Source organism: Methylophilus sp. QUAN (assembly GCF_015354445.1).
Taxonomy (GTDB): Bacteria; Pseudomonadota; Gammaproteobacteria; order Burkholderiales; family Methylophilaceae; genus Methylophilus.
Genome location: NZ_JADKYT010000003.1, coordinates 230,706 through 256,134, shown reverse-complemented (window position 1 = coordinate 256,134; position 25,429 = coordinate 230,706). Strand labels below are relative to the sequence as shown.

At 51.4% G+C, this 25,429-nt stretch carries 23 protein-coding genes; 16 read left to right on the top strand and 7 right to left on the bottom strand.

The window, feature by feature from the left end; all coding sequences use genetic code 11:
* Positions 1 to 137: 137 nt before the first annotated feature.
* Positions 138 to 434, top strand: a complete 297-nt coding sequence (locus tag INP79_RS13615) for a SelT/SelW/SelH family protein (protein ID WP_194741435.1) — start codon at positions 138 to 140, stop codon at positions 432 to 434.
* Positions 435 to 439: 5 nt separating this feature from the next.
* On the opposite strand, the gene INP79_RS13610 is transcribed toward INP79_RS13615, so the two are convergent.
* Complete coding sequence (locus INP79_RS13610; RefSeq protein ID WP_194754787.1) at positions 440 to 994, bottom strand: C40 family peptidase; 555 nt, start codon at positions 992 to 994, stop codon at positions 440 to 442.
* A 186-nt stretch (positions 995 to 1,180) separates the two neighbouring features.
* Here INP79_RS13610 and INP79_RS13605 point away from each other — a divergent pair, with 186 nt between their 5' ends.
* Together INP79_RS13605 and arfB are read left to right on the top strand one after the other, a co-directional pair.
* Complete coding sequence (locus tag INP79_RS13605) at positions 1,181 to 3,133, top strand: ATP-dependent DNA helicase (protein WP_194754786.1); 1,953 nt, start codon at positions 1,181 to 1,183, stop codon at positions 3,131 to 3,133.
* Positions 3,130 to 3,531, top strand: a complete 402-nt coding sequence (gene arfB, locus INP79_RS13600; RefSeq protein WP_194754785.1) for an alternative ribosome rescue aminoacyl-tRNA hydrolase ArfB — start codon at positions 3,130 to 3,132, stop codon at positions 3,529 to 3,531. The genes INP79_RS13605 and arfB overlap by 4 nt, the downstream gene beginning before the upstream one ends.
* 671 nt (positions 3,532 to 4,202) lie before the next feature.
* Here the strand turns inward: arfB and argJ are convergent.
* A complete protein-coding gene (argJ, locus tag INP79_RS13595) occupies positions 4,203 to 5,429 on the bottom strand; it encodes a bifunctional glutamate N-acetyltransferase/amino-acid acetyltransferase ArgJ (protein ID WP_194754784.1) in 1,227 nt (408 codons plus the stop codon).
* Positions 5,430 to 5,637: 208 nt separating this feature from the next.
* On the opposite strand from argJ, the gene INP79_RS13590 reads away from it, so the two are divergent.
* Positions 5,638 to 6,333 (top strand): hypothetical protein, encoded by a 696-nt coding sequence (locus INP79_RS13590; protein ID WP_194754783.1) that lies wholly within the window; start codon positions 5,638 to 5,640, stop codon positions 6,331 to 6,333.
* On the opposite strand, the gene INP79_RS13585 is transcribed toward INP79_RS13590, so the two are convergent.
* Both INP79_RS13585 and cysS read right to left on the bottom strand, forming a co-directional pair.
* The gene (locus tag INP79_RS13585; protein WP_194754782.1) at positions 6,334 to 7,275 is read right to left on the bottom strand and encodes a hypothetical protein; all 942 of its coding nucleotides are present in this window, start codon (positions 7,273 to 7,275) and stop codon (positions 6,334 to 6,336) included.
* 15 nt (positions 7,276 to 7,290) lie between these two features.
* A complete protein-coding gene (gene cysS, locus INP79_RS13580; protein ID WP_194754781.1) occupies positions 7,291 to 8,649 on the bottom strand; it encodes a cysteine--tRNA ligase in 1,359 nt (452 codons plus the stop codon).
* Positions 8,650 to 8,912: 263 nt separating this feature from the next.
* Between cysS and INP79_RS13575 the strand changes: the two genes are divergently transcribed.
* The 6 genes from INP79_RS13575 (at position 8,913) to INP79_RS13550 (ending at position 16,217) form a co-directional block, all read left to right on the top strand.
* Entirely contained in the window at positions 8,913 to 10,004 is a 1,092-nt protein-coding gene (locus INP79_RS13575; RefSeq protein ID WP_194754780.1) for a tetratricopeptide repeat protein, read from the top strand.
* Positions 10,005 to 10,114: 110 nt separating this feature from the next.
* Positions 10,115 to 11,362 carry a L,D-transpeptidase family protein gene (locus INP79_RS13570; RefSeq protein WP_194754779.1) on the top strand — a complete coding sequence of 416 codons (1,248 nt, stop codon included), beginning with the start codon at positions 10,115 to 10,117 and terminating at the stop codon, positions 11,360 to 11,362.
* On the top strand, positions 11,362 to 11,931 hold the full coding sequence (locus INP79_RS13565; protein WP_194754778.1) for a peptidylprolyl isomerase: 570 nt from the start codon (positions 11,362 to 11,364) through the stop codon (positions 11,929 to 11,931). The genes INP79_RS13570 and INP79_RS13565 overlap by 1 nt, the downstream gene beginning before the upstream one ends.
* Positions 11,932 to 11,976: 45 nt before the next feature.
* Entirely contained in the window at positions 11,977 to 12,471 is a 495-nt protein-coding gene (locus INP79_RS13560; protein WP_194754777.1) for a peptidylprolyl isomerase, read from the top strand.
* 3 nt (positions 12,472 to 12,474) lie between these two features.
* The gene (locus tag INP79_RS13555; RefSeq protein WP_194754776.1) at positions 12,475 to 13,224 is read left to right on the top strand and encodes a UDP-2,3-diacylglucosamine diphosphatase; all 750 of its coding nucleotides are present in this window, start codon (positions 12,475 to 12,477) and stop codon (positions 13,222 to 13,224) included.
* 152 nt (positions 13,225 to 13,376) lie between these two features.
* Entirely contained in the window at positions 13,377 to 16,217 is a 2,841-nt protein-coding gene (locus tag INP79_RS13550; RefSeq protein WP_194754775.1) for a diguanylate cyclase domain-containing protein, read from the top strand.
* A gap of 83 nt (positions 16,218 to 16,300) precedes the next feature.
* Here INP79_RS13550 and nusB read toward each other — a convergent pair whose 3' ends face one another.
* The 3 genes from nusB to INP79_RS13535 are packed head-to-tail and all read right to left on the bottom strand — an operon-like array spanning position 16,301 to position 18,849.
* Complete coding sequence (gene nusB, locus INP79_RS13545; RefSeq protein ID WP_194754774.1) at positions 16,301 to 16,780, bottom strand: transcription antitermination factor NusB; 480 nt, start codon at positions 16,778 to 16,780, stop codon at positions 16,301 to 16,303.
* Positions 16,777 to 17,226 (bottom strand): 6,7-dimethyl-8-ribityllumazine synthase, encoded by a 450-nt coding sequence (ribH, locus tag INP79_RS13540; RefSeq protein WP_024930656.1) that lies wholly within the window; start codon positions 17,224 to 17,226, stop codon positions 16,777 to 16,779. Before ribH ends, nusB begins: the two co-directional genes overlap by 4 nt.
* A 60-nt stretch (positions 17,227 to 17,286) precedes the next feature.
* Positions 17,287 to 18,849, bottom strand: a complete 1,563-nt coding sequence (locus tag INP79_RS13535) for an OFA family MFS transporter (RefSeq protein WP_228520104.1) — start codon at positions 18,847 to 18,849, stop codon at positions 17,287 to 17,289.
* Between the two features lie 267 nt (positions 18,850 to 19,116).
* On the opposite strand from INP79_RS13535, the gene phoB reads away from it, so the two are divergent.
* The 6 genes from phoB (at position 19,117) to lnt (ending at position 25,297) form a co-directional block, all read left to right on the top strand.
* The gene (gene phoB / locus INP79_RS13530; protein WP_019883356.1) at positions 19,117 to 19,821 is read left to right on the top strand and encodes a phosphate regulon transcriptional regulator PhoB; all 705 of its coding nucleotides are present in this window, start codon (positions 19,117 to 19,119) and stop codon (positions 19,819 to 19,821) included.
* A 112-nt stretch (positions 19,822 to 19,933) separates the two neighbouring features.
* Complete coding sequence (locus tag INP79_RS13525; RefSeq protein WP_194754773.1) at positions 19,934 to 21,562, top strand: hypothetical protein; 1,629 nt, start codon at positions 19,934 to 19,936, stop codon at positions 21,560 to 21,562.
* Between the two features lie 47 nt (positions 21,563 to 21,609).
* Positions 21,610 to 22,587, top strand: coding sequence for a glycosyltransferase family 2 protein (locus tag INP79_RS13520; RefSeq protein WP_194754772.1), 978 nt, complete (start codon positions 21,610 to 21,612; stop codon positions 22,585 to 22,587).
* Between the two features lie 7 nt (positions 22,588 to 22,594).
* Positions 22,595 to 22,969 (top strand): GtrA family protein, encoded by a 375-nt coding sequence (locus INP79_RS13515; protein ID WP_194754771.1) that lies wholly within the window; start codon positions 22,595 to 22,597, stop codon positions 22,967 to 22,969.
* An 8-nt stretch (positions 22,970 to 22,977) separates the two neighbouring features.
* Positions 22,978 to 23,808: a ChbG/HpnK family deacetylase gene (locus INP79_RS13510; RefSeq protein WP_194754770.1), complete on the top strand. Its 831-nt coding sequence runs from the start codon at positions 22,978 to 22,980 to the stop codon at positions 23,806 to 23,808.
* Between the two features lie 46 nt (positions 23,809 to 23,854).
* Positions 23,855 to 25,297, top strand: coding sequence for an apolipoprotein N-acyltransferase (gene lnt, locus INP79_RS13505; protein ID WP_228520010.1), 1,443 nt, complete (start codon positions 23,855 to 23,857; stop codon positions 25,295 to 25,297).
* The last annotated feature ends 132 nt before the right edge of the window (positions 25,298 to 25,429 follow it).

The following is a 25,429-nucleotide window of genomic DNA, read 5'->3' as shown; positions in this document are numbered from 1 at the left end:
ACTTTAATAAGAGTCAAGTTGCATCTGTTGATGACAGCCTGTTTGCAGAGAGTGGACAGAACGCTGTTAAGTTCATTTTCCGCTATTTCAATAAAATTGACTATACTCTTCACGCAAATAAATGTTTAGAGTGAAATATGCAAAAGCCTATCGTAGAAATTGAATTTTGTACACAGTGCCGTTGGTTGTTGCGCGCCGCCTGGCTCGCGCAGGAGTTATTGACCACATTTGATGGCGATTTAAAGTCGGTCAATCTGGTGCCGGGCACCGGCGGTATCCTGGAAGTGCGTTGCGATGGTGCTGTGATTTTTTCACGTAAAGAAGCAGGGAGGTTTCCTGAGTCCAAAGAGTTAAAGCAATTGATTCGTGACCTGATTGATCCGGAACGCTCTCTGGGTCATAGTGATACGCCAGTCAAAGGCGCAGGGGAGTAAGGCGGTTATTTTGACGCTTCGACTTCCAGCCGTTTGGCGCCGTTGTAGCGTGTGCTCCAGTAGCGTTCGTCCATGTTTTCGATGCGGACTTTAGCGCCTGCCCTGGGGGCGTGGATAAACTGATTGTTGCCGACGTAAATGCCCACATGCGAAAACGCAGATTTCAGAGTGTTAAAAAATACCAGGTCGCCGGGCTGCAACTCTTCACGTTTAACCGTGTTGCCCATTTCGCTAATGGTGCGCGCAGAAGGTGGCAGCGAAATTTGGGCGGCGTGTTTAAACACGTATTGTACAAAGCCGCTGCAATCAAAGCCGGTTTCCGGGCTGCGGCCGCCGTATTTATAGTCGACCCCAGTAAGGCTCAAGGCGCGAATCATGATTTCTTCTACTTTTTCTGACCAGGAGCCAGCAATGCCAGACTGGCTTTCCATTACTTGCTCTTGTGAGTAACTGTAGGCGTTTTTCCAGCGCGTATCATCGCCGGGTGCGGCGACGCTTTTGCATTGGCATAACAACGCGCTGACCAGTAAAGCAGCCAGCCGGATAAACGATTTATTCATCACAATCAAGGGCTTGGAGAAAAGGTTTTTTGATGACACAGAAGTGACTACGGCCTAAACCTTGCCATACTTTAACAACATGCGCAAGTTTTTTGGGCTTTTTTAATCCGTTTCTGCCGCCATGAGCCCACGCATTTCTTGAAAAATGCCTGCCTGATTTATGGTGGCTCGTGGGATAATTAATGTATGTCTTTACAGCAGCAAGTCAGTTCCGCATTTTCAGAGAATGGGTCTTTAGCGCAGGCCATGCCTGATTTCCGTAGCCGTCCGCAACAGCAGGAAATGGCACAGGCGATTGCAGAAGCCATCGAACAGCAACAGCAATTAGTGGCTGAGGCGGGCACCGGCACCGGTAAAACCTATGCTTACCTGGTGCCTGCCTTATTGTCTGGCGGTAAGGTAATTATTTCTACCGGCACCAAAACGCTGCAAGACCAGCTCTACCAGCGCGACCTGCCTGCGATACGGGCAGCGTTAAAAGTGCCAGTCTCTGTGGCCATGCTCAAGGGGCGTGCCAACTATATCTGCCACTATCATTTGCAACGTGCCAGCCAGGAAGGCCGCTTTCAATCGCGTGAAGATGCGCAATATATCCCTATTTTGCAAACCTTTGCCGAACACAGCCAGACAGGCGATAAAGCCGAACTGGTCGAGGTGCCAGAGCAAGCCACTGTGTGGCAGCAAGTGACCTCCACGCGTGATAACTGCGTGGGCCAGGACTGCCAGTTTTACAAGCAGTGTTTTGTTATGGAGGCGCGCAAACAGGCGCTGGCCGCCGATGTGGTGGTGGTCAACCACCACTTGTTTTTTGCTGACGTCATGTTGCGCGACGAAGGCGTGGCCGAGCTGTTGCCGAGTGCCAATACCGTGGTGTTTGACGAAGCGCACCAACTGCCGGAAGTGGCCGGGCTGTTTTTTGGCGAAGATATTTCTACCTCACAATTGATGGACCTGGCACGCGATAGCCAGATGGCTTACCTGACGCTGGCCAAAGATTGCGTGCCGCTGGGTGAGGCCGTGCCGCCGCTGGAGAAAGCCTGCCGTGATTTCAGGTTGGTTTTCCAGTTTGAAGGGTCACGTATGCCGGTGCAAAAGGCGCAGGCATTAAAAAATTTTGATTCTGCCTACCAACACCTGCTGGAAACCTTGGGCGCCCTGACCGCTGTGCTCGAAACACAAGCCGGCCGGGACCCCTTGCTGGAAAAATGCTGGCAGCGTGGCGAAGCCTTGCTGGCGTTGCTGGAGGCCTGGTTAAAAGGCAATCACGCCAACCTGGTGCGCTGGGTAGAGGTATTCAGCCAAAGTGTGCAGTTGCATGCCACGCCGCTCAGTGTTGCCGATGGCTTTGGCAAACAACTCAATGCGCAGCCGCGCGCCTGGATTTTTACCTCGGCCACGCTGGCGGTGAAAAGTGATTTTACCCACTACCAAGGCCAGATGGGCTTGCTGGCAGCACAGACCAAACATTGGCAAAGTCCGTTTGATTATGGCCAGCAGGCCTTGCTCTACGTGCCCTCCGGCATGCCTGAGCCCAACAGCAGCGCGTACACGGCGGCAGTAGCGGCCATGAGTTTGCCAGTATTGCAAGCCAGCCGCGGTCGTGCCTTTGTGTTATGCACCTCGCTCAAAGCCATGCGCGAAGTGCATGCGCTGCTTAAACAGGCGTTTGAAGAGCAAGGCATGGACTATCCGCTGCTTATGCAAGGCGAGAGTAACCGCACCGAATTGCTGGATAGATTCCGCGCCCACGGCAACGCCGTGCTGGTCGGCTCGCAAAGTTTCTGGGAAGGTGTGGATGTGCGTGGTGAAGCCTTGTCATGCGTCATTATCGACAAGTTGCCATTTGCGCCGCCAGACGACCCGGTGCTTTCTGCGCGCATCGAAAAAATGAACGCCGAAGGCAAAAATGCTTTTATGGACTATCAATTGCCTTATGCCGTGATCACGCTCAAGCAAGGTGCCGGGCGCCTGATTCGCGATGAGCAGGATTTCGGTGTGCTGATGATTTGCGATCCACGCCTGGTCGATAAACCTTACGGGCGCCGTATCTGGCAAAGCCTGCCACCCTTCAGGCGCACCCGCGTGCAGCAAGAAGTGGATGACTTTTTTACTTACATCAATAACGCCCTGCAAGCATGATCACGATTGCCGCCCACGAGTACACACTCAGCGCCATACGTGCACAAGGGGCGGGTGGTCAAAACGTCAATAAAGTCTCTTCAGCCATTCATCTGCGCTTTGATATTCACAGCTCTAGCCTGAGTGAAGTGATTAAAGCAAGGTTGTTGCATAGCAAAGACCAACGCATCACGGCGGAAGGTGTGCTGGTGATCAAAGCCCAGCAATACCGTACGCAAGAGGCCAATAAACGGGATGCGATTGCGCGTTTGCATGAGATTGTACGTGCGGCTAGCCACGTGCATGCGGTGCGGTATGCGACACGGCCGACGCTGGCGTCAAAGAAACGGCGGGTAGCGGGGAAGATGCAACGCGGGGTGGTGAAGCAGGGGAGGGGTAGGGTTGTCGGGGATGATTGATAATAAGGTCATTCTTAGGTTTGTGCTTTGGTGAGGCATATTGTTTCGCCTTTTCGGCGAGTTACTTTTCTTTGCTTGCCCAAAGAATAAGTAACCAAAAGAAATGCACCCCAGCTTCCGCTTGTTCCTTGCGCTACTCGGTTTACCGGGCGTCCATCGAAACTCGCCCTGACAAGCCACACAGAACGTGGCTTGTTGCGGAGCTCGGACAGCCGATGGCCGAGAACTCCCGCCAACCCTGCGTTGCTCGGCGCGGCAGATGGGGACCCCGAAAACCTACGAGCGCCATCGTTTGGCCGAATTAATAAAAGAGTCTGGTTGTTGAACCGTCCGAACTAAATCAATGCAAGTTAGATGAGACAAATCCCATTCCATCACGCTGAGTAGCGGAGACAAAATAAGAGTAGAGGGAGCGACTGTTTGAGCACCGCGGCAGCTTGCGTCGTGTGCAAGCTGCTAGGGCGAGTTTCGTGACCGGCTTATTTTGTTGAGCAACGCAAGGGAGCCGCAGGCCGTGATGGCTGGGTGCCCTCTTTTTGGTTACTTTTTTGGGGCAAGCAAAAAAAGTAACTCGCCATCAAGGCGAAATAAAAAAGCCACCAAAACTGACTAAGCGTTAAGGTGGCTTCTTCGTACATTTGATGAACTCAAAACATGTTCATCTCTGCGTATTACGATCTGTAATCCGCATTAATCTTCACATAATCATAAGAAAAGTCGCAGGTCCACACCGTGGCATCAGCATCGCCACGATTCAACACCACGCGCACCAGAATATCGCTTTCCTTCATCACGGCTGCGCCTTGTTCTTCGACATAGCTCGCTGCCCGACCACCTTTTTCAGCGACCAATACATCGCCAAGATACAGCTGCATAGTATTCACGTTCAGGTCATCAATGCCGGCATAGCCAATCGCGGCCAAGATGCGGCCCAGGTTTGGGTCTGAGGCGAAAAAGGCGGTTTTAATCAGGGGCGAGTGGGCGATCGCGTAAGCCACTTTGCGGCACTCTTCTGCATCTTTGCCGGCTTCAACCTGAATGGTCATGAATTTGGTAGCACCTTCACCGTCGCGCACGATGGCTTGAGCCAGCTCGGTGGCAACATCGGTTAAGGCGTCGCGCAAGGTGGCAAAGTCTGCACTTTGTTCGTCAATCGTCGAGTTGCCTGCCTGGCCGGTGGCCATTAAGATCAGGCTGTCGTTGGTGCTGGTATCGCCATCGACCGTGATGCAGTTAAATGATTTATTCACGGCGTGCTGGATGATGCTGTCGAGCGCGGCCTGGCTGATGGCGGCATCAGTGGCTATATAACCCAGCATGGTGGCCATATTGGGGTGAATCATACCTGAGCCTTTGCTGATGCCCGTGATGGTGACTTGTTTGCCATCAATCGTCAGCGTGCGCGACGTGCCTTTGGCGACAATGTCGGTGGTCATGATCGCTTCGGCAGCATTCAGCCAGTTGTCTTCTTGCAAGTTGTCGACAGCCGGGGCGATGCCTGTCAGCAGTCTGTCCATGGGCAAGGTTTCCAGGATGACGCCGGTTGAGAATGGTAATACTTGCTCGGGGCTGATATTCAATGCCTGTGCGACGCCGATACAGCTGGCGCGTGCGTCATCCAGGCCTTGCTGGCCGGTGCCCGCGTTTGCGCAGCCGGTGTTCACCAGCAGGGCGCGGATGCCTTTGTTATGCTGCAAATGCTCTTTACATACTGTGACCGGCGCTGCGCAAAAGCGGTTAAGCGTAAATACGCCAGAGACGCTGCTGCCCTCAGGCACGGTGATGACCAGCACATCTTTGCGGTTGGGTTTGCGAATATGCGCCTGGGCAAAACCCAGTTGTACGCCTTTGACGGGCAATAACGTTTCGGCAGCAGGGGCAGACAGTTTGACGGGCATTCGATTTCTCACATGGATTTGGTTTTTAAGCAGCTTGATATTTTACAAGAGAATTGTGACGGAAAACGTTTTCAGTTGAGAGGATAGGCACACATATAGGCAGCACGGTTTTAAATTATTGCTAGTGCTGTGGTAACCTTTAATTGTTAAAATTTAACAGGTAAGCAAGTTTTGACGGTCGATTAATCTTAATAAAAATGGAAGAAAAATGAGAAGAGTAGTTTCGATAGTATTGATGCTTGGGCTTGTCGGGTGTGCGACAGTACAAAAGCCCGTTGCTTTGGATAATCATTTCTGGGAGAACCGTAAACCGGTGATTGGACTGGCGAAAACAACAGTACCAAAACCGGATGCATTTATGACGGGTAATATGGGTTTACTGGATATAGCGATTAATCGTGGTAACGCAAAGTCGCTGGTGACGCATCTGGAAAAGCTTGATACGTCCAAGGTGCAAGCAATGGATAGCGAATTTGTGGTGCAATTGCAGGCTAGAGGATTTCAGGTTAAAAAGATTGATCAGGCAATCGATTTGCAAAAGATGCAAAAGTTTTCCGGTAAATCTGAGACTGTTCAATATGCGGAGTACGACTTCCGTAGCTTGAAATCGAATGATGTTGATTATGTGTTGCTGTTGGCCGTCGAACGGGTTGGCACGATTAGAAACTATTATGGATTCATGCCTACCGGTGCCCCAATGGCTGATTTTAAGTACAAGGGTTTTTTGGTTGATTTAAATACAAACGAACTCAAGTGGTACGTGGATGATGTGAGCAATATGCCTATTTCTGAGCCTTGGGATCAGGCACCAGGCTTTCAGAATGTCACTACTGCGGTAAGTACCAATGTGGATCGAGGGATTGATAGTCTTGGTAACGCCTTTTTTGGCGGTAATTTGAAGTAATTAAGGCGCTGCTTGGCTAATGATTTGTGATTTAGGGATCGAAATGAGTTGAGCGGCATTGTGTGCAAACATCCGGCCAGCAATCCGGTCGGATGTTTCTACCAACGGAAATAAATTGTTTTTGGTTGTTTTACCGGAATGCGTGTCAATAAAAGACACTTCTCTGGCAATTGATTCCGGCCCGGTTTTCCAAGTCTTGTCCAGAAAGTCTTGGGTGAACATGTCCACAGATGCTTGTACGCCATCTCTGATGGATTGCTTCAGGCGTTCACCATCGTTTTGCGTCCAACTTATTTTTAACAGGCTTTTGTCCTGGCTGATGACCTGATGAGAGATGTATTTGATCTCGGATAAATAGAATGGATTGACTTTATCTTTGATCCATAAGCGGGGGCTGGTTTCAAAGCAAAGCGATTGAAGTTTGCTATCAAAGTAGATGCGGTTTTCGAAGGTTAAGATGTAGTTTTGTTTGATTCTGACAAGTAATCCTGCCTGATTGAGTGTATTTCTGGACTCTACACTTTCAAACTCGAATTGCGCATTTGTCAGTCGTTCCGATAACGTGCGTTTTAACGCTAAACTAAACTCCTGACTAATGTCTATTGTTTGCAGTATCGCGCTGAGCTCTGCAGTAAACCTGGCTGTTGCGTCGTTTTCTTTTGAGTTTTGACTGTTGATGATGCTGGTTGCAATCAGCGCCCCAACCAATGATGAGATGGGGTCCGCGCCTGGGACCTGGGGTGTCGTAATATATGCCGCGTTGTGGCGCGATACAGGAAAAATGCTGAATTTACTTGTATGCGTCATGACATGTAACGTATCGACTTTTTCTAAAAACGCCGGAATGTCCATCGCAATCGAGTGCTGATAACTTATTTCTTCAGCATTGATTGTGGTTGTCAGTGCGATGAGCAATAACGCTATGTGTTTTGGAAAGCGCATATTGAGGCCTTTCAATTATGCACGGCGCCAAGTAGTACCTTGCGCAGAGTCTTCCAATACGATGCCTGCATCGGCCAGCTCTTTACGGATACGGTCAGCTTCAGCGTAATTTTTGGCTGTTTTGGCAGCGATACGTGCTGCAATTAAACCTTCGACGTCGAACGCGCCGTCGCTTTCGCCTTGCATAAAGCTTTCAGGGTCACGTTGCAACAGTCCGATAATCGCAGCCAATTGTTTCAATAATGCGGCAGTGGCGGCGGATTTGTCTTTGTTTAAGTCGTTGGCGAGTTCAAATAAGACGGCGATGGCTTCTGGTGTATTGAAGTCGTCATCCATGGCTGACTTGAATTTGGCGGCCTGTGGCTGATCCCAGTCTATGGCGCTGTCGGCAACGTCTATGCCACGCAATGCGGTATATAAACGTGTCAAAGAGGCTTTGGCGTCGTCCAGGTGTTTGTCGGAGTAGTTGAGCGGGCTGCGGTAATGTGCGCGCAGAATGAAGAAGCGCACCACTTCCGGGTCGTATTTTTCCAGCACTTCGCGAATGGTGAAGAAGTTGCCCAGTGACTTGGACATTTTTTCGTCATCGACACGGATAAAGCCATTATGCAGCCAGTAGTTGGCCATGGTGCAATCATGGGTGGCTTCAGACTGGGCGATTTCGTTTTCGTGGTGTGGGAACTGCAAGTCCTGGCCACCGCCATGGATATCAAAGTGTGCACCAAGGTGTGCCGCGCTCATGACTGAGCATTCAATATGCCAGCCTGGGCGGCCATTGCCCCAGGGGGATTCCCAGTAGGGTTCGCCCGGTTTTACGGATTTCCATAATACAAAGTCTAGCGGGTCTTGCTTGAAAGTGTCGACATCGACACGCTCACCTGCGCGCAGGTCTTCGAGTGATTTGCCGGACAGTTTGCCGTAGTCGTTGAAGCTGCGCACTTTGTAAAACACATCGCCATTGCTGGCCTGGTAGGCAAAGCCTTTTTCTATGAGCTGGCTGATCATGTCCAGCATGCCTTGCACGTGCTCGGTGGCGCGTGGCTCCAGGTCAGGGCGGATAATACCGAGTTTGGCTGAATCTTCGTCCATTGCAGTAATGAAACGTTGCGTCAGGCTTTGGATGCTTTCGTTGTTTTCGTTGGCGCGTTTGATGATTTTGTCGTCAATATCGGTGATGTTGCGTACATAAGTCACCTTGTAGCCGCTGGCGCGAAACCAGCGTGCCACCATGTCAAACACCACCATGACACGAGCGTGGCCCAGATGGCAAAAGTCATATACGGTCATGCCGCAGACGTACATGCTGACGGTTTTTTCTGTGATGGGCTGGAAGACTTGCTTGCTGCGGGAAAGGGTGTTGTGTAGTTTTAACATGCTAACGAAATGTAAAAAGGATTAATGCGTGATAAAATTAGCAGAAATATTGTAGTGTTTAATTTATGTTAACACGTGTGGTGCTTGTTATTTTTGCGTCGGCGAGGGCTGCCATTGCTTGATTGTTTATAGTCAGGTAAACCACGCAGGACACAAAATGGTGCTGAATCATCGCGTAATAATCACCTAAATACGCACTGTCTCTTGTACAATCCAAGTATAACATACTGCTAAAAATCAACGATTGCTCAGGTAATAAACTCATGAACGCAACATTAAAAAAATCTTTGCTGGTGTTGGGTGTCCTTTTAAGTCAGGTCACCTTGTCTCATTCTGTTTTGGCGGGCCAAACCAATGTGGAGCTGCGTGAAATTAACCAGTTGTCCGAACAGGGGAATCAGGCTGCCGCGCTGGAGCGTGTAAATACTTACTTGTCTGCCAACCCTAAAAACGCTGAGGCCATGTTTATGCGCGGCGTGATTTTGGTAGAGCTGGGTAAGCGTGATGATGCGATCAAGTCATTTACCGAACTGACAGAAAAATACCCTAACTTGCCTGAGCCTTATAACAACCTGGCTGTGTTGTACGCGGATCAGGGTCAGTATGATAAAGCCAGAAAGGCACTGGAATCTGCGATCAAAACGCATCCAAGCTACGCCACTGCGCATGAGAACCTGGGCGATATTTATGCGCGTCTGGCATCAGAAGCCTATGATAAGGCGCTGAAGCTCGACACCTCCAATAGTCGTGCGCAAAGCAAGCTGGCTATGATTACTGATTTGTTTGGCGGTAAGCGCTCTGTGGCGCGCACTGCAACGACTGTGCCGCCAGCAGCAGCGCCTGCAGTCACGCCGCCAGCCAATACAGCGCCGGTGAATCCGCCTGCTGCGCCACCTTCAGCAGCGCAGCCATCGACACCGCCAACGGTCACGCCGCCTGTGGTCGCCGAGACCAAGAAACCATCTGTGGTTGAATCCAAACCTGTGGAAGCAAAGCCATCGACCGATCACCAGGAGCGTGTGGTGCTGGATGCTGTGAATGCGTGGGCGGATGCCTGGGCAGCGCAAAATGTAGACAAGTATCTGGATAGCTACGCCAAAGATTTTAAAACCCCTGGTGGTGAGTCACGCAAACAGTGGGAATCGACCCGTCGTGATCGCGTGAGTCGCCCAAGCAAGATTTCGGTCAAGCTGAGCAACTTGTCAGTCAAAATCGAGAGCGATAGCGCCGCCAAAGTGACCTTCCGTCAGGCGTATAAAGCCACTGGCCTGGATGCAAACTCGAACAAAACACTGAATCTGGTGAAAGAGGGCGGTCGCTGGTTGATTCAGCAAGAGCGCGTCGGTAAGTTCTAAAGTTGTTTTAAGCTAAATTTAAAGCATGCGCTGTTCGACGGCGCGCCTTTAAAATCGCTAAATAAGGGGCGAATTTGGCTGGTTAAGCGCGCAAGATTTTAATTAAACAAATGTATAATATCGGTATGAGGAGTTTAAGAAAGTACTGCTATATTGCGTTTGTCAGTGCTGCGTTATTGCCTTGGAATGCAACCGCGGTTAACCATGAAGCGTTAACTGCGCGTTTGTTCGTCCAAAACAAAAACACCAATGCGGTTGAACGCATGCTGGTGCAAACTCTGCAATCGATTAAAGAAGGCCGTTTGCAACAGGCGCTGGATTATGTGGACCAGTTGCTGACGATCTCTCCCAACTTTGCCCTCGCGCACCTGATTCACGGTGATTTACTCTCTGCCAAAGCCAGGATCTTAAACAATTTTGGTGATGCTAATACGGCAGATGTCACCCGTATCCAGGACTTCAAAGAAGAAGCGGAAATCCGTATCCGCAATTACTTTGACCGTAACCGCGGCCTGACCCAGCCGAATATGCTGGTTGAATTATCTGAAAAGCAAAGCCACGTCTTGTTTGTGGATACTGCGCGTTCCCGCCTGTATGTGTATGAAAAAGGTGAGGGCAATGTATTGCGTTATATCGCCGACTACTATGTCACCATCGGTAAAAATGGTATTGGTAAAAAAGACCAGGGTGACAAACGTACGCCTATCGGTGTCTATTTTGCCTCGCGCAAACTCAATCGCCCGTTGCCGGATTTGTATGGCGATGCCGCCTATCCGCTGAATTATCCAAATGAGATTGACAGCTACGAGCGCAAAACCGGTTCCGGCATCTGGATTCATGGCACACCCAGGGATACCTACAGTCGTCCGCCACGTGCCAGTGATGGTTGTGTGGTGCTGTCTAACCCGGACATGAAAGCTTTGCAGGAAGTGTTGCAGGCAGGCAATACGCCAGTCGTGATTGGTGTTAACTTTCAGTGGGTGAATCCAGATTCTGTGCGTCATCAGGACCGTGACAAAGCAGCGCTGAAATCAGCGATTGAGCAATGGCGCAAAGACTGGGCCGCGCAAAAGACCGATGCTTACCTGTCTCATTACACCAGCGACTTCTTTTATTCTGAAGGCGACTTGTCCAGATGGTCTAGCTACAAGCGCCAGATTCAGGCGTCCAAGCCCAAGGTGAGCGTCAACCTGTCTGAAGTGAGCATGTTCACTTATCCGAACTCCAAGCGCAACATGGTGGTCGTAGACTTTGAGCAGGAATATGTGAGCGCTGCATTACGTAATGTCATGAAAAAACGACAATACTGGGTGCAGGAAAACGGTGAATGGAAAATTTTGTACGAAGGATCAGCGTGATGCGAGTGTTGTCTTGGATGTTAGGGGGTTGCCTGTTGGCTGCTGTGGGTATGGCCAATGCGGCAACGCAAGTGCTGTTTGAAACCAATCAGGGTAATTTTGCCGTCGAGGTATATGCGGACAAAGCGCCTAAAACGGTGGAAAACTTTTTGCAGTATGTGAAAGATGGTTTTTATACCAATACCATTTTTCATCGCGTGATTGGCCGTTTCATGATTCAGGGCGGTGGCTTTGATCGCGAGCTGACAGAAAAGCCAACGCGTGCACCGGTTATCAATGAAGCTGGTAATGGCCTTGTCAATCAGACCGGCACCATCGCCATGGCGCGTACGCAAGATCCTAACTCAGCCACTGCGCAATTTTTTGTCAATGTTGCCGACAACCAGTTTCTGGATTACAGCAGCCCGGAACCAGACAGAATCGGTTACTGCGTGTTTGGTAAAGTGGTGTCTGGCATGGACGTGGTGTTTAAAATCAGCAATTTGCCTACTGGCAACCAACGCGGCTTTTCAGATGTGCCGATTCGTACGGTCATCATTAAACGTGCAACGATAGTGACTAGCAAGTAATGGTTAGCAAATAACTATCATCATCCTCAATAAACGGAGAATATTTTGGTCAAACTGACTACCAATTTTGGCGATATTACGATTGAACTCAACGCAGAAAAAGCCCCGATTACCGTGGCTAACTTTTTGAGCTACGTTGAAAAAGGGTTTTATGATGGCGTGATTTTTCATCGCGTGATTAACGACTTCATGATTCAAGGTGGCGGTTTTGACACCAATATGAAGCAAAAAGCGACCGACGCCACCATCAAAAACGAGGCTGACAATGGCTTGTCTAACGACAAATACACCTTGGCCATGGCTCGTACCATGGTGCCTGACTCTGCTTCTGCACAATTCTTTATCAATGTGAAAGATAACGATTTCCTCAACTTCTCTGCACCAACGACTCAGGGCTGGGGCTACTGTGTATTTGGTAAAGTGGTTGAAGGCATGGACATCGTTGATAAAATCAAAGCAGTGCCAACGACCAATCGCGCTGGTCACCAGGATGTGCCAGTGGAACCAGTGATCATTGAAAAAGCCGTTGTGGTTGCCTAAGGCATGACCACATGGATCATTTCTGATCTGCACTTATGTGCGCAAAGGCCTGCGGTAACGCAGGCTTTTTTGCATTGGCTGCATACCGAAGTCGCGAAGGCTGAAGCGCTCTATATCTTGGGCGATTTTGTTGAGGTGTGGGTGGGTGACGATATTCTCGACGACCCGCAACATGGCGCCGAGTTTTTGCCTATCGTGCAGGCGCTACGTGCCTTGTCGGCACAAGGCGTGCGTCTGTACTTTATGCATGGAAATCGCGACTTTTTAATCGGTGAGGGCTTTGCGCAAGCCTGCGGGTTGCAATTGCTGCCTGACCCCACGTTGCTTGAGCTGGGCGGTCAACGCGTCTTGTTGAGCCATGGCGATGCGTTATGCACGGACGATGTTGCCTACCAGCAGTTTCGGGCACAAGTGCGCAGCCCACAATGGCAACAGGCTTTTCTTAGCCAGCCGCTGGCCGCTAGGCTGGCGTTTGCCGCGCAGGCACGCAGCACCAGCGCGCAGAATAAAGCCGTACAAACCATGGATATTATGGATGTCAACGCGGAGGCCGTGGTCGCCCTGTTGCGTGCATATGATTACCCGGATGTGCTGTTGCATGGACACACTCACCGGCCTGGCCGTCATCCATTCGTTGTGGATGGCCACCAGTGCGAACGCATGGTGCTGGGTGACTGGCATGACCAGGCGGTGTGTGCACGCTGGGATACGCAGGGCTTGCAGTTACAGACTTTATCGTTACTACCGCGCTGACATCGGCGTTGCGCACGTAGTCTGGAAATAACGGCTATTTATCGGTTTAGTTCTTGTCATGCGTGCGCGAGCATCGCTGGTAAGATTGACGTCAAAGTAGATTTTTCTACTGTTTGATGACGCATGTGCATCCTGTTTGAATATTTTTATTGATGTTGCCAGGACTCCCTACTTACAGCAAAAGCATTCGTTTTAGCTTGGCCTTGGTGGTGATTTATATCATTACCGGCAAGCTTGGCCTGATGCTGGCGGTGCCGCCTGGTTACGCATCGGCCATCTTCCCGCCTGCCGGGATTGCCATTGCGGTTAGCTATCTGCTTGGTAAGCGCATCATCCCTGCCATTTTTGCTGGTTCGTTGATACTCAATCTCTGGGTGGATTACAGTACCCATCATCATTTCAGCCAGCTTGGCCTTGTGGTTGCACTGCTGATTGCTGTAGCTTCGTCTTTGCAAGCCCGGTTAGGCGGCGCCTGGCTGCGGCGTAATATTGCTTTTCCTACCACATTGGATGCTCCTGCTGATGTCGTTCGTTTCCTGGTATCGGCGCCTTTGCTGTGCCTGGTGAGCGCCAGCGTTTCTGTGGCCGGGTTACTCGCACTCGGTTTGATTGATCAGCACAGTGTATTGGCAAGCTGGGTGTCATGGTGGGTGGGCGATTTTCTCGGCCTGATTGTCATGCTGCCTTTGACACTGGTGATGCTGGGCCAGCCGCGTGCCTTATGGAAAAAGCGGCTGCAAACCGTCGCTGTGCCTATGTTGTTGCTGTTTTCCTTGCTAGTGGCCGCTTTTGTCACTGCCAGTAAATGGGAGCGTAAAGAGTCGCTGACCGAGTTTGATAGCCTGGCCAGCCAATTGTCCGAGCAGTTGCGTGTTCGGCTGGAATCACAAGAGGCCGTTCTGGCACAAATCAGTGCCTTGTTTACCTATCAGCAGTCAGATGTGAGCCAGGAGGACTTTCACAATTTTGTGAAAGTGACGCTGGACAAATATCCGATGATTTACGCGCTGGAATGGGTACCTAAAATTAGCCACGCGCGTCGCGACAGTTTTATTGCAGAGATGCAATCAGAATTCCCTGGTTTTTATATCAAACAGCCTGGCGAAAATAATCAATGGCAAGCTGTAAAAGACCGCTCCTATTACTTTCCATTAACCTATATTGAGCCTGCAAACGCGCAAACCCAACGCACGATAGGGTTTGATTTGGCTTCCATGGATAACCGTAAAATTACGCTATTGCAGGCATTTAAACAAAACAAGGCCGCGGTCACGTCACCCATCAAGCTTTATTTGAGTTCTGGTCGCCAGATGGGATTGTTGCTGATGTATCCGGTGCATGGGCACCGTTATGATGGTGTCGTGCAAACCGTACTGATATCCAAAGACTTTTTTGGTGCCATATTTGCTCGAACACAGCCCTTGCTCAATGTGCGTCTGGTCGAGAAAGAAAGCCAGGCGGAAATCTATGTCGCAATGACAGATCAAGCGTCTGATATTGTCTTTAGTCGTGAGTTCAGGTTTGGTGATAAGCATTACCGGCTGGACCTCTCTCCCTCTGCCCGTTATTACGCCGAGCATAGGGGCTGGCAAAGCTGGAGTATGCTGGCGGTGGGTATCTTTTGTACCGGCCTGGTCGGCGCCATTTTGCTCATGGGAACGGGCTATACGGCGAGAGTGGTCGCACAGGTGAATGAAAAGACGCTGGCGCTCAAGGAAAGTGCTGCCAGGTTCCAGGAGATTACCGATACCCTGGGTGAAGGCATTTATGTGACGGATATGTCGGGTGTCATCACGTTTATCAATCCCGAGGCATTGCGTTTGCTGGATTGGCGCAAGCGCGATTTGATAGGAAAAAGTGCACATGCCCTGTTCCATTACAAGAAGGTTGATCACTCACATTATGCTGAGCATGAGTGTTTGCTATGTAATGTGATGAACAGCGGGCAGGCGGTGAAAACCTCGGATGAGGTGCTGTGGCGCCGGGATGGCCAGCCTATCCATATTGATGTGACCTCAGTGCCAATTATCCGTGATCAACAGGTTTGCGGTGCAGTGGTCGTATTTGATGATATCAGCAATCGTAAAAAAACAGAGTCTGCGTTGCGGGCAAGTGAAAAAAGCTTCCGTGAGATTATGGAGTTTGCGCCGATTGGCATGGCGATTGTCTCGCTGGAAGGACGTTTCACCAAGGTCAACCAGGCCTTGTGCAACATCGTGGGCTATAGCAACGATGCCTTGGTGGCGACGACATTCCAGGAGATCACACATGCTGATGATCTGGCCAAAGACCTGGAGTATGTGCAGCAGCTGCTGGATGGCAAAATAAATGCCTATCAAATGGAGAAGCGTTATATCCGCCGTGATAAGGCCGTGGTGTGGGTGCAGTTGTCGGTATCTATTTTCCGGGATGAAGAGCATGCGCCACAATATTTTATTGCCCAGATCGAAGATATTACGGCGCGTAAACACCAGTATGATGAAGTCACACAAGAGGCGTATTTTGACGCGTTGACTGGTTTACCCAACCGCCGTATGCTGCTCAGCAGGCTGCATCAGGTGCATGCGCGCTTGCCACATGCGACGCAATCCGCTGCGTTACTGTTTTTGGATATTGACCATTTCAAGCAGATTAACGATACGCTCGGCCACGATGTTGGTGACGTGATTTTAAAAGAGGTCTCCACGCGTCTGCAGGGCTGTTTGCGGCAAAGTGATACGGTGTCCAGGCTGGGCGGTGACGAATTTGTGATGCTGTTGCCGGAGCTCACGCAGCGTGACGATGCGGAACATGTGGCGCAAAAAATCCTCAATAGCTTTGTATTGCCAGTGCAAGTAAATGAACGCAGTATTCATATTGGCGTCAGTATTGGGCTGGCTGTTTGTGCTGCAGGGACGCAGGTGACGGTGACTGAGTGGATGAAGCAGGCCGATATCGCCATGTATGAAGCCAAAGGGGCTGGGCGCAATGGGTACCACGTCTATTCTGCATAACAAACAGCCCGTGCTCATGCGCTGTGCAATAAAAAAGCCCTGCATGCAGGGCTTTTTTATATCTGGTCACTACGGTTAGGCGTCTAGCGCTTAAATTCGTGCGGTCTGACCTGGGCTGCGATTTTATCCAATACACCGTTGATGTATTTGTGGCCATCAATGCCGCCATAGGCCTTAGCCAATTCAACGCCTTCGTTGATCGCCACACGGTAAGGAATACTCACATCAAACATCAGCTCGTAGCCGGAAATGCGCAAGATGGCATGCTCGATCGGGCTCAGTTCTTCCAGTTGACGGTCAATAAATTGGCCGATCATGGCATCAATATCTGTCGTGTGATCAAGCACGCCAGTCAGCAATTGCTTGAAATAGGTTTCATCGGCCTTGAAGTAATCCGGGTCGTCCAGGCTGTCCAGGCGCAGTTGCTTCACATCGCCCGCATTCATGCGGTTGCGGTACAGCGCTTTCAGCGCCAGTTCGCGTGATTTGCGGCGGTTTTTGCTGCCTTTGCTTTTGGCTGGCGCTGCTTTTTCCTGATTCACCGCTGCTTTATCTTCACTCATAGTGCGCTCACTAAATTCGCCATTTCAATGGCAGCTTGGGCAGCTTCAGCGCCTTTTACCGCTACGCGTACTTCAGCTTGCTCATCGTTCTCTGTGGTGAGGATTGCATTGGCAACTGGCACGCCTGTATCGCGTTGCACTTCTGAAATGCCACGTGCAGATTCATTGGAAACCACTTCGAAGTGGTAGGTCTCACCGCGGATAATGGCGCCCAGCGCGATCAAGGCATCATACTTTTCAGTCATGGCCATGTGCAACAGCACCAGCGGGGTTTCCAGCGCACCAGGCACGGTAGCGAGGGTGATATCTTCAGCGTTGACGCCCAGTTTGAGCAGTTCTTGTTCGCAGGCCTGCAGCAAGCCTGCGCCAATGTTTTCATTAAAACGGGAGAGGACGATACCGATTTTTTTACCGTTACCGTCCAGGTTTTGAGCAATTTTGTTCACTTGTGCGTCCGTGGGTTAAAACATAAAGCGCTATTTTAACCCAAACGGCTACGTTACGGATTATGCGAATAGTGACCAGGCTTTTTGTACCGTCATCCAGATGCCATAGCTGATGGGAATCAGCACTGCCAGCCATGCCAGTTTGACCAGGATATCAGGCGTTTTCTGGTCGTCCTGCTTGATATTCGCGGCCTGCTGGCCGGTTTTTTTGCCACCACTTTGCTCTAACGCCAATTCACTGTCTGACATAAAGTATTTGTCAGCCACTGGCCTCACCAGCAGGTTGGCAACAAAGCCGACACCGAGCAAGGCTGCCAGCGTCATAAATATCGGCGCATAAATATCGGCATAAGGCACATTGGCTTCCAGCCGTACATCGTGCATGTAGTTGACGATGACCGGGCCCAGGATGCCTGCTGTTGACCAGGCGGTGAGCAAGCGGCCATGGATGGCGCCTACAAACTGCGTACCGAACAAGTCAGCCAGATAAGCCGGAATGGTGGCAAAGCCGCCGCCATACATGGAGGCGATGATGCAGAACACCAGCAGGAACAAGGCCAGTTGATGATGGTTGGCTGCGTATGTGCCGCAGACATACATCATGATGCCGAGTACAAAAAAGATGAAATAGGTCGTTTGGCGGCCCAGTTTGTCTGACGAAGTGGCCCAGCCGATGCGGCCGAAAATATTAAACAGTGAAATCAGCCCGACAAAACCGGCGCCCACCGCTGCGGCTGCGGCGGTCAGCGCTTCATCTGCCTTGATGTCGGCAAAACCAAGCGTTGGCTGGCCGATCAGTACCCCGCCAAACGTTTCCTGCAACATAGGCGCTGCGGCACCGATAATGCCGATGGCAGCAGACACATTCATGCACAGGATCAGCCACAATAACCAGAATTGTGGCGTTTTGTGCGCGTTTTTCAGGTGCACGTGGCGGGTGGCGACCAGGCGGTTGTGCTGGGTATCTGGCGGTGTCCAGCCAGCAGGCTTCCAGTTGGCGGCCGGCACGCGGTAACCCAGTGAGCCACAGGTCATGAACACTGCATAAATCACGGCCAGTACGACGAAGGTCTGCCACACGCCGGGGGCGGTGGGCGTCGCGAATATGCTCATGAGTTTGGTGGCCAGTGGCGAGCCTATCATGGCGCCGCCGCCAAAGCCCATAATGGCCAGGCCTGTGGCCATGCCGCGGCGATCAGGAAACCATTTGATCAGGGTGGATACCGGTGAAATATAGCCCAGCCCCAAGCCGATGCCGCCAATGACGCCGCTGCCCAGCCACATCATCCATAGCTGGTGTTGATAGACGCCGAGGGCGGAAATGAGCAAGCCACCACACCAGCAAAGCATGGCAACCAGGCCTGCTTTGCGTGGCCCTGCACGCTCCAGCCAGCCGCCCCAGACGGCCGCAGAGCAGCCCAGTAGGACGAAAAACAAGGTATACATCCAGCCCAGGTCAAATTGGGTCCAGTTGCAGTCGGTAGCGGTCAGCGCTTTGGCGGTGCCTGCCAGTTTATCTGCAAAGGTGCTTGCCCCCGCGGCGCAGGCTGCCACTGGTTTGCCATCTGGCCCAGTGAGCGCATTGCCCAGCGGTTTCCAGAATACGCTGAAGCCATAAGCCATGCCGATAGAGAGATGTACTGCCAGTGCTGCCGGTGGTACCAGCCAGCGATTGAAATGGCTGCCAGCGGTGATGTGTTCTTTGGAAAGATTAAGCAAGATTAAAAACCCCTTTATTTTTTGCCGTTACATCTTGTTACAATTTGGCCTAAAAGGCAATAACAGCAAAATTAAATTTATGTGATGTTGTCATTAAAATGTCATAATTCATTCATAAACTGGCGAGCATTCAATCAATACTTTGATCTCATATTGCTTAAAGGGAGCGTCATGGCAGCAGCGAATATTTTGGTGGTAGAAGACGAACCGGCGATTCAGGAATTGCTGGCGTTAAATATCAAGCAGGCGGGGCATCATGCTATCCGTGCCACCAGCGTTGAACATGCACAAATGTTGTTACGTGAAACCATGCCAGACCTGATCTTGCTGGACTGGATGTTGCCAGGCATGAGTGGTATTGAGTTTGCCCGCCGTCTGAAATCTGACAGCCTGACCAAAGAAGTACCGATTATCATGCTGACTGCACGTGGCGACGAGTTTGATAAAGTGCGCGGCCTGGAAGTGGGTGCAGATGATTATGTAACCAAGCCATTCAGCCCGCGTGAGTTGAATGCGCGTATCAAAGCCGTGTTGCGCAGACGCGCACCACAAATGACCGATGATCCAATTGAGATCGCCGGTTTGCACCTGGACCCGACCACACACCGCGTGACTGGTCATAATGTGCATATTCCACTCGGCCCGACCGAGTTTAAATTGCTGCACTTCTTTATGACCAATCCTGAGCGCGTACATAGCCGTACACAGCTGCTGGATAAAGTGTGGGGTGACCGCGTGTTTGTTGAAGACCGTACGGTCGATGTGCATATTCGCCGCCTGCGCAATGCACTGGTAGCTTCCAAGCATGAGGAAATGATCCAGACCGTGCGTGGTTCCGGCTATCGCTTCTCAGTGCATACTGATCCTGGCAATTAAGCCGCTTTCGCCTGGCCAAGATTTATTTGAGCGTGACAGGCGTCGCGCTCTATCCTCAGGCAGGGTGTCGTGATACGCTTGCGCGTGTTGATTTTTCACGATTAAATAACCCATGAAACACCTTTTTACCCAAGCTTGCTCAGCTGCTACGTATCGCTGGTTGATACGTTTCTTTTGGCTGGCATTAATCATTTGGGTAGCCCTCACTTTCCGCCAGCACGGCATCAGCAACGACGAGTATGTGCAGCATACTTATGGCCAGATGCTGCTCGACTGGTATCAGTCCGGTTTTAAAGACCAGGACGCGTTCCACTACAGGAATCTCTATCTGTATGGCGGCCTGTTTGACATTATTGCCGCTGCGCTGGACCCCTATATCCCGATCATGATCTGGGATATCCGCCATTTGCTCTCGGCCTTGTTTGGTTTGCTGGGTTTTTACGGCGTGTCCAGGTTTGCGCATTTACTGGGCGGCGAGCGACTGGCATTGCTGGCGATGACGTTGCTGTTCCTCACCGTGTCATGGTCTGGCACCATGTTTACGCATACCAAAGACGTGCCTTTCGCCACGTGCATGTTGTGGGCGCTCTATGCCACGGCGCTGGTGGTGCGTGATATGGAAAATGTCAGTGGTAAAGCCATTGTGCTGCTTGGGTTCGCAGTCGGTGGTGCGTTAGGCTTGCGCGTGGGTGGTGCCTTTGCCGTGATCTACCTGGTGTTGCTGGTGCTTATACGGGTCTTGCTTGACCACAAGTATCAACGCACACCGATCTGGTCGCGCTTGCTGCGTATGGTGGTTGTTTTGCTGCCTGCGGCGGTGCTGGCATTCGTATTCATGGCCATGTGCTGGCCGTGGAGTGTGATTGAGCCGGACAATTTGCTGGAAGCCGCCAAGTCCTTCTCGCATTTTGACTTTAATATGCAGACTATTGCCAATGGTGTGGTCTACAACATTAGCGAAGTGCCACGCAGTTATCTGTTTCAGTATCTGGCGGTTAAATTGCCTGAGGCGGCTTTGTTAGGCATCTTCAGCCTGCCTTTGCTGTGGTTTGCTGGCAGACAATCTTTGCGCTTGGCTGATCAGTCTACACGCATAGTTATGTACACCCTGTTGGTGGGTATCTTGTTTCCACTCGTCTTTGTGATGGATGACCGGCCTGCTTTGTATAACGGCGTGCGTCACTTTACCTTTTTATTGCCATTGTTAGCGATCTTCTCCGCCTGGGCTATCGTGGCCGTATTGCAGGCGTTGGCGCACAGTGATCTGCATGCAAAAGTGGCCTATCAGGCCATTTGGGCTGGCGTGATTGGCGGCCTGATGCTGGTGACTTTGGTCGATATTGTGCAATTGCATCCGTACCAATACGCCAGACTTAACCGTCTGGCAGGCGATCAAGCCCAGGCCCAATTTAAATGGGAGGGCGATTACTGGTCCAGCGCTTTACGTGTGGCGACTGATCAGCTCACCGAGATGCATTTGCCTGCGCGCACCAAACCTTACTGGGTGGCGGCCTGTGTTGATACGCCACAAATCGAACCTTACCTCGATGGCCGTTTTAGTGTCACCCGTCGTTGGGAAGAGGCCGACTTTTTCTTGTCTACCACTAATATGCATTGCCACGAAGTAATGAAGGGCAAGCTCATCGGTGGTGTACAGCGGCAGGGCATGTGGCTGGCAGTGATTAAAGACCGTCGCCAGTTACAAGGGGCTGACCGCCTGGCCACTCCGGCCAAAAACTAGTAGCAATCCGCTACAATAACCGCATCGAACCTGCTAATCTGATTGCCATGACAACAGTTGAATCTCACCGCCTCACCGCCCAACCGCATATCACGGTGATGGTGCCTGCTTACAATGAAGAAAAAAACATTGCGCATACACTGCAAAATATTCGCAGTGTATTGCAGCAGATGTCACCGCATTGGGACATCGTCGTTGTTGATGATGGCAGTCGGGACCAGACTTCACAGGTTGTACAGTCACTGGTCGAGGATTGTCATGTGACCCTGGTCAGGTTTTCGCGTAACTTTGGCAAGGAAAACGCCATCAGCGCCGGCCTAAGTTATGCCAAAGGCGATGTGGTGATTTGCATGGATGCAGATGGTCAGCATGCTTCAGAGCTCATGTTCACCATGCTGGAAAAATGGCGTGAAGGCTACGACATGGTGTATGCCGTACGCCAGGACCGTGAGCAAGAGTCCTCCTTCAAGTTATGGGGTTCGCGCCTGTTTTACCGCATGATGAGCGCCAGTACCCACGTGGAAATCCCGCGTGATGCAGGCGATTTCCGCCTGATGAACCGCGCGGTGGTGGATGCATTATGTGCACTGCCTGAGCGTAACCGTTTTATGAAGGGTATTTATGCCTGGGTCGGCTACAAGTCGATTGGCATTCCTTATACGCCCTTGCCACGTTTACACGGCGAGAGTGCCTATTCAAAACTCAAATTGATTGCTCTGGCGTGGACGGGCATTACCAGTTTCTCGGTCTTGCCTTTGCGACTGGCCAGCTTAACGGGTGCAACATTGGCCTTATTGGCATTTGCCTATGGCGCCGTGGTGGTCGTAGATGCCTTATTCTTCCATGAGTCTGTCCCTGGTTGGCCAACCGTGGTGGCCAGCATGATGTTTTTTGCTGGCGTGCAGTTGTTATTTATTGGTGTGCTGGGCGAGTACCTCGCCCGTGTCTATGACGAAGTCAAAGGTCGTCCACCTTATATTGTGGCTGAAGTGGTTGCTCCAGCTGCAGCCAGCGATCAGCCTTGAGGCATATATGCGCGCCTCGGTATTAGGGTTTGTCAGTGTGGGTGCGTTGGCGGCTGGCGTACATTACATCGTGGCATTGCTGATGCACGCCTGGGGCTGGCAGCCTGCCGAGGCCAATTGGCTAGGTTTTTTATGCGCCTTCCCGGTGAGCTATGTTGGGCATCGCCGCTGGTCGTTTCGTGGCACACAGGCAAGCCATCTTGCCGCATTTTTCAAGTTTCTGGCAGTGGCTTTGCTCGGTTTTTTTGGCAACCAGGCCTTGTTGTGGCTGGCTCTGACTTACACGCCGTTGCCATTCTGGTTTGCGCTTGGCGTGGTGATGGTGTTGATCGCAATCAGCACCTGGCTGCTGAGCCGCTTCTGGGCTTTTCAGCATGATTAAGGTGTTACATGGCTAAGGTGATTATTTGTGCAGATGACTATGCCCAGTCAGCCGCGATTGATGCTGCCATTTTGACGCTGATTGAGCGTGGCATATTGACTGCCACCTCTTGCATGACGCTCAGCCCCCGCTGGCCGGAGAGTGCCCGGCAGCTCACCCCGCAACTGCGCACCAAGGCGGACCTTGGCCTGCACCTCGACTTTACCCAGTTTTCGCGCAGCATGCGAGTTTCTCACCCAGTGCTGGTGTTACGTAGCTTGACTGGCTTGCTTAGCACGCAAAAGGTGATGGCCAATATCAAGCAACAGCTAGATGCGTTTGAAGATGCGTTGCATACGCCGCCGGATTATATTGATGGCCATTTACACGTCCATCAGCTGCCCATCATCCGCGAGGCACTGCTCACCATTTTGCAACATCGATACAGCCACTTGGCCCCGGCCAAGCGGCCATGGTTGCGCATATCCAGCCCCCCGGTAGGCAGTGGCCTCAAGGCCCGAATAATCCATTGGCTAGGGGCAGAAAAGCTGAAGCAACTTGCCGCAGCGGCAGGGTTCCGGGTGTCACCCATATTGTTGGGCGTATATGATTTCCAGGGGGATGCCGCAGCCTATCAGGCGCGTTGGTTACACTGGGCCAGACAGCTCAAGCAACTGGACATCCCTGAAAAAGACCTGCCCCCCGTCCTGATGTGCCATCCGGCACGCCCGACACAAGTCATTGATCCGCGTGACCCGATTGCCATCGCCAGGATGATTGAATGGCAAGTCATGCAGTCGGCCGACTTTTCTGCCTGGCTGACCATGGCGGATATACAAGCTGTTAAAGGCGCATCGTGAAAGGGTCGCATTGAGTTTTGTTCACGCTTGGGCAAGCCATGCCCCCATGTGGCAACGCGCTATAGTGGCACTATTGATAGGCGCGCTTAGCGTATTTGGTTTTGCGCCCTATGGTTTGTTCTGGCTGCCCTGGCTAACATTGGCAGCGTTACTTTGCTTGTGGCAACAGGCGGCCACACCTGCACAAGTCTTTAAACTGGGGCTGGCCTTTGGTCTCGGCCTGTATGGGTTTGGCATCTACTGGATTTATATTAGTCTGCATACCTTTGGCGGCATGCCCTGGTGGTTCGCCGGATTCTGCACTTTGTGCCTGTGTGCGTTTATGGCCCTGTTCCCGGCAGCCGCAGGCTATCTGGCCAAGCGGCTGGGCCATTTGTTATGGGCTGCGCCGTTATTGTGGGCCTTGTCAGACTGGGTACGCAGCTGGATTTTTACCGGTTTCCCCTGGTTAACGCTGGGTTATAGTCAGGCGCCAGACAGCCCATTGGCAGGGTTCTTACCCGTGCTGGGTGTCTATGGTGTCTCTGCGCTGGTGATGTTGTTTGCGGCCTGTTTGGTCAGTGCGATGACATCTGCTCAGCGTTTACGCCCAGCGGGCATCCTGGCTCTGTTACTCGTCGGCGGCAGTCTATTCACGCAAGTGCCGTGGACACAGCCTACGGGCAAGCCAGTCAGCGTTGCTATGCTGCAAGGCAATATTAGCCAAACCATCAAATGGTCGCCCGAGCATGCCGAACAAACCTTGCGCCAATATTTTGACATGGTGCAGCAAGCCAACGCGCAGTTAATCGTCCTGCCGGAAACCGCTTTACCTGTATTGCTTGAACAGCTTGCTCCTGTGTACCTTGATGCGCTGAAACAACACGCCCAAAAACAGCAAGGCGATTTGCTGGTCGGGGTGGTTGAGAGCAAGCAAGGTGAATACTTTAATAGTGCCATCAGCCTAGGGGCGTCAGTGACGCAATCCTATTCCAAAAGCCACCTGGTGCCATTCGGCGAGTTTATTCCGCTCAAAAGCGTGTTTGGCTGGATCTATCGCGACTGGCTGCATATGCCGCTGAGTGATTTATCCCGCGGCACCTCCAAACAACCACTGCTGATCGCCGGACAAAAAGTCGGCGTCAATATTTGCTACGAAGACGTGTTTGGCGAAGAGATTGCCCAGCAACTGCCACAAGCCGAGTTACTGGTGAATATCAGCAACGATGCCTGGTACGGACAATCGTTTGCGGCGGACCAGCATATGCAATTTAGTCAGGTGCGTGCGATAGAAACAGGGCGTATGGTGTTGCGCAGTACTAATACCGGGGCGACGGCGATTATCGATAAAAATGGCCAGGTACTGCAGCATGCCGCACATGATAAGGCAGTAATTTTGACTGGTGAAGCGCAGAGTTATCGTGGGCAGACGCCTTATGTTTTTTGGGGGAACTGGGCGTTTCTGGTGTTGAGTATTGGTGGCTTGTTGTGGATTGGGTTTAGACGGTAATTGTTAGGTTTGTTCGTGTAGGGAAGGTTTCTTTTCGCCTTATTGGCGAGTTACTTTTCTTTGCTTGCACAAAGAACAAGTAACCAAAAGAAATGCACCCCAGCTTCCGCTTATTTCCTGTGCTACTCGGCT